General features: G+C 60.9%; 9 protein-coding genes. 1 reads left to right on the plus strand and 8 read right to left on the minus strand.

The genetic code is table 11. The features are described from left to right. Nucleotides 1–157: 157 nt before the first annotated feature. Nucleotides 158–1,045, plus strand: coding sequence for an AraC family transcriptional regulator (locus tag KQ933_RS24750; protein ID WP_216760464.1), 888 nt, complete (start codon nucleotides 158–160; stop codon nucleotides 1,043–1,045). Between the two features lie 41 nt (nucleotides 1,046–1,086). On the opposite strand, the gene cysG is transcribed toward KQ933_RS24750, so the two are convergent. The 8 genes from cysG to KQ933_RS24790 all read right to left on the minus strand — a co-directional run bounded on the left by cysG (nucleotide 1,087) and on the right by KQ933_RS24790 (nucleotide 12,679). Next, nucleotides 1,087–2,562 carry a siroheme synthase CysG gene (cysG, locus tag KQ933_RS24755; protein ID WP_216760465.1) on the minus strand — a complete coding sequence of 492 codons (1,476 nt, stop codon included), beginning with the start codon at nucleotides 2,560–2,562 and terminating at the stop codon, nucleotides 1,087–1,089. Next, nucleotides 2,534–5,191, minus strand: a complete 2,658-nt coding sequence (locus KQ933_RS24760) for a nitrate reductase (protein WP_216760796.1) — start codon at nucleotides 5,189–5,191, stop codon at nucleotides 2,534–2,536. The genes cysG and KQ933_RS24760 overlap by 29 nt, the downstream gene beginning before the upstream one ends. Beyond that, complete coding sequence (gene nirD, locus KQ933_RS24765; RefSeq protein ID WP_216760466.1) at nucleotides 5,191–5,520, minus strand: nitrite reductase small subunit NirD; 330 nt, start codon at nucleotides 5,518–5,520, stop codon at nucleotides 5,191–5,193. Before nirD ends, KQ933_RS24760 begins: the two co-directional genes overlap by 1 nt. Nucleotides 5,521–5,531: 11 nt before the next feature. Further along, nucleotides 5,532–7,982, minus strand: a complete 2,451-nt coding sequence (nirB, locus tag KQ933_RS24770; protein WP_216760467.1) for a nitrite reductase large subunit NirB — start codon at nucleotides 7,980–7,982, stop codon at nucleotides 5,532–5,534. A 3-nt stretch (nucleotides 7,983–7,985) separates the two neighbouring features. Further along, a complete protein-coding gene (locus tag KQ933_RS24775; protein WP_007816841.1) occupies nucleotides 7,986–8,783 on the minus strand; it encodes an ABC transporter ATP-binding protein in 798 nt (265 codons plus the stop codon). A gap of 11 nt (nucleotides 8,784–8,794) precedes the next feature. Further along, complete coding sequence (ntrB, locus tag KQ933_RS24780; RefSeq protein WP_216760468.1) at nucleotides 8,795–9,685, minus strand: nitrate ABC transporter permease; 891 nt, start codon at nucleotides 9,683–9,685, stop codon at nucleotides 8,795–8,797. 59 nt (nucleotides 9,686–9,744) lie between these two features. Next, nucleotides 9,745–11,043, minus strand: coding sequence for a CmpA/NrtA family ABC transporter substrate-binding protein (locus KQ933_RS24785; RefSeq protein ID WP_216760469.1), 1,299 nt, complete (start codon nucleotides 11,041–11,043; stop codon nucleotides 9,745–9,747). A gap of 361 nt (nucleotides 11,044–11,404) precedes the next feature. Further along, nucleotides 11,405–12,679: a CmpA/NrtA family ABC transporter substrate-binding protein gene (locus KQ933_RS24790; RefSeq protein ID WP_216760797.1), complete on the minus strand. Its 1,275-nt coding sequence runs from the start codon at nucleotides 12,677–12,679 to the stop codon at nucleotides 11,405–11,407. Nucleotide 12,680: the final 1 nt, after the last annotated feature.

A 12,680-nucleotide genomic window follows, 5' to 3' on the forward strand; every position in this document is an offset into this window, starting at 1 on the left:
GCCTATTTCTCCAAACGAATTGCCTATTTATCCAAAACCGAAGAGTGGCATCGCCTCACGCGCTTGCGGCATGACTCAAAGGCCTGCTAATCTAGCGTCATTCAAGGCAGGCAGAGAATATCGACTTGCCTTTTTCTCCATTACTATAGGAGTTCTGATGAGTTTGCTGGAGATCGTCCGCCGTCATGCAGACATCAACGTCGATCGCTTCGGAGCGGCAGCAACTCCGATCCCCGGTCTGACGGCTATCCGCGCCCTGACCCCAAGCGAAATCCAGTTTGCGATCAACAGGCCTCTGGTTGCACTGGTTCTACAGGGCCGAAAGAGAGTGAGCATCGGGCCGGAAACGTTCGACTTCGGCGCAGGGGATAGCCTCCTGATCACCGCTGACGTCCCCACGGTGAGCCAGATCACAACGGCAAGCCGCGTTGCTCCCTACTATTCTCTCGTTCTCGAACTCGACCTCGCCATGATCCGCGAACTGGGTTCGGAAATTGGTCCAATGACAGTTTCGACGTCGAAACCCGTTAACCTAGACCCGACGGAAACTGAGGTCGCGGACATCGCCGCAAGGCTCATGGGCCTCGTCGATCGGCCCGCAGTCATGCCGATCCTTGCGAGGCAGCATCTAAGGGAAATGCACTTCTGGCTGATGGCCGGCAAGCACGGAGCCGCAATCCGGGCGCTCGGTCAGACAGATAGCCAGGCGGAGAGAATTGGTCGCGCTATTGCCATCATCCGCGAAGGCTTCGCTCGTCCCTTACGGGTGAACGAGCTCGCCGAGACGGCGGGCATGAGCCTTTCGTCATTTCATCAGCATTTCCGCACAGTGACCACATTGTCACCACTTCAGTTCCAGAAGCAGTTGCGCCTGATCGAGGCGCGAAGGCAGATGATCTCGGAAGGCGTTCCGGCGAGTTCGGCTGCGTATTCCGTCGGCTATGAGAGCATCACGCAGTTCACGAGGGAATATGCCCGCCAGTTTGGGGCACCGCCCGTTCGTGATCTCAAGGCGTTGCTGGAAAATGGCGTAACCGCTGCGTGAATTTGACAAGACAAGCTTTTGTTCAGCGTCCCGGTGTTTCCCTAAGCCCGGGCAAACAACGGCAGATTGACTTCAGCCATCAGGTGGCAAGCGGCAAAAACCTCCCCGACGCCGATCAGTACGGGCCGGTCGAGGCCGATTTCCGCCATGGCCGAAGAAAGGCCGTCCAGACTGCCGGCCCAGCGCCGCTCGTCGGTATTGGCAACAGAGCTGACGATCACAACAGGCGTTCCTGCATCGAGGCCAGCCTCGATCAGCCTGTTCTGGATTGCTCCGGCTGTCCGTCCACCCATGTAGAAGATCGTCGTTTTTCTTGTGTCTGCGAGCGCCTGCCAGTCGATCGTCTCGGGCAGGTCGCCATGGCGCGAATGGCCGGTGACGAACTGTACGGCTTGCGCGTGATCGCGATGGGTGAGTGAAACGCCGAGCCGTGACGCCATGGCGCTTGCGGCCGTGATGCCGGGTATGACTTCGACCGAGATATTATGCTGCTTCAGGTAGGCGATTTCCTCGCCGGCACGGCCGAAGATCATCGGATCGCCGGATTTCAGCCGGGCGACATTCTTGCCGGCCTTGGCGAAGGTCAGCATCATTTCGTTGATATCCTCCTGCCGGCAACTTGTTCGGCCGCCGCGCTTGCCGACGAGCAGACGTTTTGCCTCGCGCCGCGCAAGTTCAAGAACCTCGTCCGATACGAGATCGTCGAACAGAATGACATCGGCGGCCTGTAATGCCCGCACAGCCTTCAGCGTCAGATATTCCGCATCGCCGGGGCCGGCGCCGACGAGCGTTACTCGTCCAACGGGGCGTGTCGGTGCTGGCCGTTCCATATCGACAAGCAGATCGCGTACGCACACCTCAGTCGGCTCAGCTCCAAAAGCGCGATCGACGAAACGCTCCCAGAAGGCGCGACGCTCTGCTCCGGGTTTCAAACGAAGGGCAATCTCCTCACGCAGCGACTGGGCAAGGGCTGCCCAGGATTTGAGCGATGCCGGCAGCAGCGTTTCGATGCGGCGACGAATGGCCTGCGCGAGGATGGGGGCTGCGCCATCCGTCGAGATTGATACCACGACGGGCGAGCGGTTGACGATGGAGCCGAACTGGAACTGGCAGAAAGCTGGCTTGTCGATCACGTTGACCGGAACCCCGGCCCGCTGCGCGGCCTCGAAAAATAGCCTGGCCTCGGTCTCGTCATCGCAGTCGGCCACAGCAATGGCTGACCCCGCAAAGGCATCCTCGTGCCATGCTGCAGGGCGATGGCTGAGTGCGCCTTTCGGATGCGTGGATCCTTGTTCGACGAGAGCCGCACAGGCCTCGCTGAGCTGTTCAGCATAGATCTCGACCTTCGCGCCGGAGGCAGCGAGCAGTTCCGCTTTCCAGGCGCAGGCGTCCGAGCCGCCGGCGACGATGACACGCTGTCCGGCAAGCGACCAGAAAACCGGCAGTTTGGCGAGCGGGGCCATGCGTGCCGGCGTCCGCACGGCAATCTCATTCTGCAGCGTCTGCAACACAGGCATTGATGATCCCCCTGATTTCGGCGCGGCAGGAACCGCAATTGGTACCGGCCTTGATTTCGCTGCCGATCGCTTCGACGCTGCGGCAGCCGGAGCGCACGGCGGCAACGACCTGGTTGACGCCGACGCTGAAGCAGGAACAGACCGTCGCGCCCGGATCGGGCACGTCAGCACCCGGGCGGCCGGCGATGATGGCAAAGCGGCGGCCTAGGTTGCGGTGGTCGGCGGTCAACTGCGACACCGCCCAATTGCGGGCGACGGCAACCGGCTCTCGTGCAAGGAAGAGCGCGGAAAGCAGTTTCTCTCCATCGAAGAAGGCAAGGCGCCGGTCACCGGATTGACGGTCGGCATAACCTAGTGGTTCGACATGGTCAGGGATGGCGAAGGTCTGCCGGCACCATGCCGTCCAATCTTCGAGGTTGTCGTTGAAAGCAAGCTCCAGCCTCCAGCCACCCTCCGCCTTTGCAAGTGCCCAATAGTCCGCATTGGGAGCCTTGGGCCTCGCTATGCTGACGGCAAAGCCATAGTGGTCTGCGCGATAACGGCTGACGGCGACTGCGACATTCTTGGAGGCGGGTTGCCCTGAAACGGGATCGGTCGCCGGCTTTACGACAGCTCCGATACGTCCCCGTGCGGAATTCTGGTCGCTCCAGTGCATCGGCACGAAGACGCTGCCGCGTGCCTGCCGGTCAGTTACAAGTGCGCGGATGACGGCCTTTCCGTAGGGGCTTTCGACCTGGACCAAGGCGGCATCGGCTATGCCGAGTTCCATCGCATCGCGCGGATGGATTTCCGCGAAGGGCTCGGCAATGTGGGATGATAGCCGCGCGCTCTTTCCCGTGCGTGTCATTGTGTGCCACTGGTCGCGGATGCGGCCGGTGTTTAGCGTAAAGGGATAGGCGCCATCGGTTTTGTCGGTTGCCGGCGCCTCGACCGCTATGAAGCGCGCCTTGCGATCGGGGTGAAAAAAACCACCTTCGGCGAAGAACCGCGTTTCTTGGCTGTCCGTCCCGGAAGGCTGAGGCCACTGGAACGGTTTCAACGCGTCATATGCCGGAGTCCGCGTTTCGGCATAGGCGCCGATATCGAAGTCGCGGCTGCCGTCATTCTCGAACGCGGAAAGGGCCGCGTGTTCGGCAAAGATGACCGCCGGCGATGGATAATCGAAGGCGGCGGCAAAACCCATCCTGCGTCCGACTTCTGCCAACTGCCACCAGTCGGCACGTGCCTCTCCCGGCAAATCGAAAAAGGGGCGCTGCCTGGATATGCGACGCTCCGAATTGGTGACCGTACCATCCTTCTCGCCCCAGCCGAGCGACGGCAGGAGCACATGTGCGTGCCGTGTCGTGTCCGTCTTGTGCAGGATATCGGACACCACGACGAAGGGGCAGGCAGCAATCGCTGCCTCGACCCTGGTGGTATCGGGCAGTGAAACGACGGGATTGGTCGCCATGATCCAGAGTGCCTTGATACGCCCCCCCTCGACGGCGCGGAACAAGTCGACGGCTTTCAGACCGGGTCTGGCGGCAATGTCGGGCGCATTCCAGAAGCGCTGCACCCGGTCGCGATCATCAGCGCTTTCGATCGCCATGTGAGCGGCGAGCATATTCGCGAGCCCGCCGACCTCGCGCCCGCCCATCGCATTCGGCTGGCCCGTCAGCGAAAACGGTCCCATGCCGGGTCTACCGATGCGCCCTGTCGCCAGGTGGCAATTGATGATGGCATTGACCTTGTCGGTGCCGGAAACGGACTGATTGACGCCCTGGCTGTAGCAGGTGACGACCTTCTCGGTCGTCTCGAACAGTCGAAAGAACTCTGTCACCTGCATGGCCGGCAGACCGGTGCGCTCAAGCAGGTCGTCTATGGTTAGTGCGGCGGCAGCGGCGAAGGCAGTGCCAAAACCTTCGGTATAGGCGCCGATATAGTTCTGGTCGATCGCGGGGCCTGCCGCGAGATGGGCGAGCAGCCCCATGAAGAGCGCCACGTCGCCATCGGGCCGGATGGCGAGATGCAGGTCGGCGATATCGCATGTCATCGTCCGGCGCGGATCGATGACGACGATCTTCAGGCCCGGCCGGGCAGCCTTGGCGGCAGCGAGCCGCTGGTAGATGACGGGATGGCACCAGGCCAGGTTGGAGCCGGTCAGTATGACGAGATCGGCAAGCTCAATATCTTCATACAGGACCGGCACCGTATCCGAACCGAAAGCGCGCCGGTGACCGGCGACTGAGGAAGACATGCAGAGACGGGAATTCGTGTCGATATTGGCCGAACCGATGAAGCCTTTCATCAGCTTGTTGGCGACGTAGTAATCCTCGGTCAGAAGCTGACCCGAGACATAAAAAGCGATGGCATCAGGGCCATGTTCAGCAATGGTCTCGAAAAACCTGCTGGCGACGAGATCGAGCGCCTCATCCCAGCCTGCCTGTCTGCCATTGATTTCAGGATGGAGGAGGCGGCCATCGAGATCGATCGTTTCGGCAAGCGCCGACCCCTTCGAACAGAGCCGGCCGAAATTGGCCGGATGTTCCGGATCTCCCTTCACGGTCACCGTACCGGCCTCGTCCACACGGGCGATCACACCGCAGCCGACGCCGCAATAGGGACAGGTGGTCTTGACCTCCGCTCCCATCATTCGGCTGCCATGATAAGGCTCTCGAGCGCGATATAGAGCGTGCCGCCCTCGTTCCTGAGGGGGATCCTGCGCACCGCGCCGTCATCGGCACCGAGCGCTTTGCCGGTCTCCAGCGAAATCACCCAATTGTGCAACGGGCAAGTGACGGCATTGCCGTGCACGATGCCTTCCGAAAGCGGCCCGCCCTTGTGTGGGCAGCGGTTTTCGATCGCATAGACTTCTTTCTCGCTGGTGCGGAAGACGGCGATGTTCATATGCGGGGTCTTCACGCAGCGAGAGCCGCGCAGCGGAATATCGGAGATATCGCCGATCGGGTGCCAGTTCATGATGGTTCTCCTCACTCGGCTGCCTGGCTGAAACCGATGGTCGCCATCGGCCGGAATTCATGCTTGTCCTTGCCGGAGACGCGCTCCGACCAGGGATCGACCTGTGCAAATTTCTGGGAAAAGACGAAGCGCTCGTAATAGACCTTGCGTTTGTCGTGATCCCCCATGATCTGCCTGCGGATCTCGTCGAGGCCGATGCGCTTGGCCCATTTGTAAATGCGTTCGAGATAGCGGGCCTGTTCGCGGTACATTTGCGTCAGCGCTACGATATGTTCGAGCGCTTCGTCTTCGGTCTTCACCAGGCCGAGCACCTCGGTGCCCTTGATGTCGAGACCTGCAGCACCGGCGAAATGGATCTCGAAACCGGAATCGACGCAGATGACGCCGATATCCTTGCAGGTCGCCTCGGCGCAGTTTCGCGGACATCCGGAGACTGCCATCTTCAGTTTCGCCGGTGTCCAGGAGCCCCACATGAATTTCTCGATGCGGATGCCGAGGCCGGTGGAATCCTGCGTGCCGAAGCGGCACCAGTCGGAGCCGACGCAGGTCTTTACCGTGCGAAGGCCCTTGGCATAGGCCTGGCCGGAGACGAAGCCGGCTTTGCCGAGCTCGGCCCAGACGGCCGGCAGGTCTTCCTTTTCGACGCCGAGCAGGTCGATGCGTTGCCCACCAGTGACCTTGACCATCGGAATGGCGAACTTGTCGACCACGTCGGCGATAGCGCGCAGCTCGCCGGAATTGGTCACTCCGCCCCACATGCGCGGCACGACAGAATAGGTGCCATCCTTCTGGATATTGGCGTGGACGCGCTCGTTGATGTAGCGCGACTGGTAGTCGTCGGCATATTCGTCCGGCCAGTCGCAAACGAGGTAATAGTTCAGCGCCGGACGACATTTGGCACAGCCGCCCGATGTCTTCCATTCCAGTTCCTGCATGACGGCGGGAATGGTCTTCAGCTTCTTCGCCTTGATGAGACGGCGCACATCGTCATGGCCGAGTTCCGTGCAGGTGCACATCGGCTGCACGGCCTTCGGGTTATAGGCATCACCCAGCGTCAAGGACATGAGCTGCTCGACAAGGCCGGTGCAGGAGCCACAGGAGGCAGAAGCCTTGGTATGGGCGCGCACATCATCGAGCGATGTCAGCCCCTTGGCTGTGATTGTGGACGTGATCTTGCCCTTGCAAACGCCGTTGCAGCCGCAGATTTCCGCATCATCCGGCAAGGCTGCAACGGCCGCCATAGGGTCCAGCGGGGATCCTCCCTGATAGGCCTGGCCGAAGATCAATGTGTCGCGCATCTCGGAAATGTCGACCGCCTTTTTCTTGAGGTCGTTGAACCAGGCGCCGTCTGAGGTCTCGCCGTAGAGCACCGTGCCGATAATGCGGTTGTCCTTCAGTACAAGACGCTTGTAGACGCCCGCGGTCGCATCGCGCAGCACGATCTCCTGCCGGTCGTCGCCGTCGGCGAAATCTCCGAGCGAGTAGAGATCGATGCCGGTAACCTTGAGCTTGGTCGGCGTATCGGAATGCACGAAGCCCGGCTTTGTATCGCCCGCCAGATGGGCGGCCGCCACGCGGGCCATCTCGTAGAGGGGTGCGACAAGACCATAGACCATACCGCCGACTTCGGCGCATTCGCCGAGGGAGTAGATGTCACCATCGGAGGTCTGCATGCCGGCATCGACGACGATGCCGCGGTTGACGGCAAGTCCGGCGTCCTTGGCGAGATTGACGTTCGGTCGAATGCCGACCGCCATGACGACGAGCGTGGCAGGGATGATCGTGCCGTTGTCGAGCTCGACGCCTTCCACCTTGCCGTTGCCGATGATCTGCTTGGTGTTGGCCTTGCAGATGACCTTGATGCCGCGGTCCTCGACCGCCTTCTGTAAGAGGTAGCCTGCGGCGGGATCGAGCTGGCGCTCCATCAGCGTTGGCATGACGTGCAGCACGGTGACATCCATGCCGCGTTGTGCAAGGCCGGCAGCCGCTTCCAACCCGAGCAGGCCGCCGCCGATGACGATGGCCTTTTGCCGCGACTGGGCGGCGAGCAGCATGGCCTGCACGTCGTCGAGATCGCGATAAGTGATGACGCCGGGCAGATCCTTGCCGGGAACGGGAATGATGAACGGAACGGAGCCCGTGGCGATGACGAGCTTGTCGTAGCTCTCGGTCACACCGTGATCCGACGTGACCGTCTTCCTGTCGCGGTCTATCGAAACGATCTTGTGGCCCTTGTAGAGGGTGATGCCATGGTCGATGTACCAGCCGTCGCCGTGAATGACGATCTGCTCGTAGGTCTTTTCGCCCGAGAGGACCGGCGAGAGCATGATGCGATCGTAATTGACGCGCGGCTCGGCGTTGAAGATCGTGACCTGATAGCGGCCCGGCGCCTGTTCGAAGAGGTGCTCCAGCATGCGCCCAGGCGCCATGCCGTTACCAATGATGACGAGTTTTTCGGTCATGGTTTACTCCGCGGCTTCGACGAAGCGGTGACGTTCGTAGAGGAACTTCAGCACGGCTTCGCGGCATTTGAGATAGGTTCGGTCGGAGGCGAGTTCGATCCGGTTGCGGGGACGGGCAATCGGCACGTCGAGCACTTCGCCGATGCGGGCTGCCGGCCCATTCGTCATCATCACGATGCGGTCGGAGAGCAGCACGGCCTCGTCGACGTCGTGGGTGATCATGACCATCGTGTTGCCGAGCCGGGCGTGGATCTCCATCACGGCGTCCTGCAGATGCGCACGGGTCAGGGCATCGAGCGCGCCGAAGGGCTCGTCGAGCAGCAGGATCTTCGGCTCCATCGAGAGGGCGCGGGCGATGCCGACGCGCTGCTTCATGCCGCCTGATATTTCGGAGGGGCGTCTGTCTTTCGCGTGAGCCATCTGCACAAGGTCGAGATTGGCCATGACCCAGTCGTGGCGCTCGGCCTTGCTCTTCTTATTGCTGAAGACCTTCGAGACGGCGAGATTGACGTTTTCATAGACCGTCAGCCAGGGCAGCAGCGAATGGTTCTGGAAGACGACGGCACGTTCGGGGCCAGGCTCGTTGACCTCACGGTTTTCGAGCAGCACGGCTCCCTTCGAGACAGGCGTCAGGCCGGCGATCAGGTTGAGGAGCGTGGACTTGCCGCAGCCGGAATGGCCGATGATCGAGACGAATTCGCCCTTGTCGATGACGAGGTTGATGTCCTTCAGGACCTCTGTACGGGCGCCGGCCCGGTCGAAATGCTTGTCGATATGGTCGAGCTTCAGATAGGCGTTCATGGTCGATCCCCTCAATTGGCCGAGGCGCCGCGCGTGACGAGTTTGCCGATGGCTGCCACGAGCTTGTCGAGGGCGAAGCCGACGACGCCGATATAGGCCAGGGCCACGATGATGTCGGGCAGGCGGGAGGAGTTCCACGCATCCCAGATGAAGAAGCCGATGCCGACACCACCGGTCAGCATCTCGGCGGCGACGATCGCCAGCCATGACAGGCCGACGCCGATGCGCAGGCCAGTGAAGATGTAGGGGGCTGCCGAGGGCAGCATGATCTTGAAGAAGAACTCGAACTGGTTGAGTCGCAGCACCTCGGCGACGTTGCGATAATCCTGCGGGATGTTGCGCACGCCGACGGCGGTATTGATGATGACCGGCCAGATCGAGGTGATGAAGATCACGAAGATCGCCGAAGGATTGCTGTCCTGGAAGGCTGCGAGCGACAGCGGCAGCCAGGCTAGCGGCGGCACTGTGCGCAGCACCTGGAAGATCGGATCGAGGCCGCGCATAGCCCAGACCGACTGGCCGATAACGGCACCGATGACGATGCCGGCTATGGCTGCAAGGCCGAAGCCATAGGCAACCCGCTGCAGCGAAACCAGCACGCGCCAGCCGAGACCGATATCCTGCGAGCCGTAGTTGAAGAAGGGATAGGCGATGAGATCATAGCTTTCCTGCCAGACCTGGTGCGGCGATGGCAGCGAAGCGTTCGGCGAAGAACAGAGGATCTGCCAGAGGCCGAGAATGATCGCGAGAACGATCAGCGGCGGCACGATATTGCGGGCGGCGGCCACCGAAAGGAGCTGCAGATCGATCTTGCGCGCCGGCTTCTTTGCGAGATGGACGACATTGGCCGTTTTCGGCGCTACAGCCGCCTTGATGGTTTCATTCTTTGCAAGCGCTGACATGCGTTCGCTCCTTGATGGAATAAAAGGCCGGCGCGCGCCCCACGCGCCGGAGGCGGGGATTACGAAGCAGCCTTGATGGAAAGGCTGTCGAGATAGGCAGACGGGTTCTCCGGATCGAAGACCTTGCCGTCGAAGAAGGTCTCCTTGCCGCGCGACGTCGAGGCCGGAATGTCGGTCGTCGCAATGCCGAGGTCCTTTGCGGCCTCGCGCCAGATGTCCTCACGGTTGACCTTGTCGACCAGCGCCTTGATGTCCGTATCGGGCGCGAGTTTGCCCCAGCGGATGTTCTCCGCAATGAACCAGGTATCGTGGCTCTTGAAGGGGTAGGAGACGCCGCCAGCCCAGAATTTCATGTAGAGATCGGTTCCATGGGTAACCCGGCCATTGCCATAGTTGATGTCGCCCTTCAGGCGGCCAAGCACATCCTTCGGCGGCACGTTGAACCATTGCCGCTTGCCGAGGATGGTCGCCATTTCCTCCTTGTTGTCCATGCTGTCGCACCATTGCTGGGCTTCCATAGTGGCCATCAGCAGGGCCTTGGCGGCATTCGGGTTCTTTTCCACCCAGTCGGCGCGCATGCCGAACGCCTTTTCCGGATGGCCTTTCCACAATTCGCCGGTCGTTGCCGCTGTGAAGCCGATGCCCTGGTTGACAAGCTGCTCATTCCAGGGTTCGCCGACACAGAAGACGTCCATGTTGCCGACCTTCATGTTCGCCACCATCTGCGGGGGCGGCACGACGACGGTCGAGACGTCCTTGTCCGGATCGATGCCGCCGGCGGCGAGCCAGTAGCGGATCCAGAGATCATGGGTACCACCGGGGAAGGTCATGGCGGCTTTCACCTCCTTGCCTTCGGCCTTCTTCTTTTCGAAAGCGGCCTTCAGCTTGGAGGAGTCGAGCTGGACACCGGTATCGGCATATTCCTTGGCGACCGAGATGCCCTGGCTGTCGTAGTTCAGACGCGCCAGCAATGCCATCGGCACCGGCTGGTTGTTCTGGGTCACTTTGCCGGTGTGCATGAGATAGGGCAGCGGCGAGAGGATATGGGCGCCATCGATGCCGTTGGCCGCGCCGCCGAGAACCAGATTGTCACGCGTTGCCCCCCAGGATGCCTGCTTCGCCACATCGACTTCAGGAAGGCCGTGTTTTTCGAACAGACCCTTTTCTTTGGCGACGATAAGTGGCGCTGCATCTGTCAGGGCTATGAAACCAAGCTTGACGCCGGTCACTTCAGGTGCGGCTGAAGCGGCGAAGGCGCCCGAAGGAAATGCCGTCCGAACAGCGCTCACGAGGGCTGCTGCTGCGGTGGTCTTCAGCATGCTGCGACGGCTGATCGCGGTCGTGAAAATCTTGGTCATGCGCGGGCTCCTCTGGGTGGCTGCCGGAATTTTCGAAATAAAAAAACGCCGCTCGGAGATTGCGTCCTCGGGGAAGGGAGAAGTCCCGGACAGCAAAAACCTTGCGACGTCGATGTCTTTTGTGAGCGCTTATTACGCGCCCATCCTGCGTCCGATCGCCATTGACCGGTGCGGTTTTAGTTATGCAAGCAGTGTGCCAGTTTGTAGGCATCTCTGCAGGCTGTTGAAATTAAAGGAGATTACTTCGGACAAAAGCTGCTGCTGCTTTCTGAAGCACGAAATCACTCTGCAAAAATTTTGTGCGATTGCTCAGTCGCAGATCGAAAATGCTGCAAGTGATTTATGCAATGCAGCAACCCTTTCAGGTCTCGTCAGAGTACGGAATGAAGGGCAGGTCGCTCTTCACTTCAAAGCCCGCAATATAATCCGGCAGTTTCGATGGATCGAAAACGTGACCGTCCATGAAGCGGTCGTTTTCGTCGGCGCCTTCGATGCGTACGTCGGCATCGATGGGCGCGCTGCCCTCGCCAAGGGCTGCACGATAAAGGTCCGGGCGATAGGCGGAAGCGGCTGCGCGTGCGGGGTTGAGTCCAAGTTCGGCCTGTCCCCAGCGGATCATCTGACTGTAGATCCAGAGCGCTTGGCTCGTGCGAGGATAGTTGGCAAAACCTGAATGGAACATGAAGTAATTATCGATGATGCGGCGGTTGCCCTTTGCATCAAGGCTGAACTCGCCGGCCAGCACGTGACGGATGATGTGAACCGGCGCTGCGATATAGCGGGCATCCGCGAGAGCCTCGGCAAGCGCATCGTGGTTTTCTGGCTGGTCGCACCAGCGAGCCGCTGCGTCGAGAGCGACAATCAGCCGGGAGACTGTTTCCGGATGGCTGTCCGCCCATTCCGGGCGCATGCCGATCACCTTTTCCGGTGCAGATGGCCAGATATCCTGTTTGGCAGCGACGATACGCCCGGCACCGCGCTCTGACGCTACCATGTTCCATGGTGCGCCGACGCAGAAACCGTCGATCGCGCCGGCAGCCAGTGCATCCGGGGTCAGCGGGGGCGGCACGACGACGAGTTTGACGTCCTTGTCCGGATCGATGCCGCCGGCGGCAAGCCAGTAACGGAATTCGTAATTATGCGAGGAAAAGGGATAGGTGACGCCGAAAGTCGGCAGTGGCTCGCCGCTTGCCTTCATTTCCGCCAGCACCGTTGAGAGCGCCTTGGCGTTTTCCAGCGCACTGGCAGTTTCAGAAAGCCCGGTCGCATTCCGCATCCTGTCGAACAGGCGGATCGAAAGCGTGATCGCATTGCCGCCGCGCCCGAGAGAGAAGGGCGTAATCGTCGGGGATGGGTTGGAGCCGAGGCCGAGCATGGAGGCAACGGGCATTGGCGAGAGCATGTGAGCAATATCGAACTGCCGGAAGGCAAGGCGATCGCGGACATTGGCCCAGGAGACATCCTTGACGAGATCGAGCGTCAGGCCTTCCTTCCGGGCGAAACCGAATTCGGAGGCAGCGATCAGTACGGAGGCATCGACAAGCGGGATGAACCCGGCTCTCAATGTTCTGTCGCCCTCGCCATTGAGCCGTGCGGGGGCGGGCAGGCTGGCGCCGGGACCGAGATTTGTCGTCATC

Origin of the sequence: Rhizobium sp. WYJ-E13, from assembly GCF_018987265.1 — a bacterium.
In the GTDB taxonomy this organism is placed as follows: domain Bacteria; phylum Pseudomonadota; class Alphaproteobacteria; order Rhizobiales; family Rhizobiaceae; genus Rhizobium.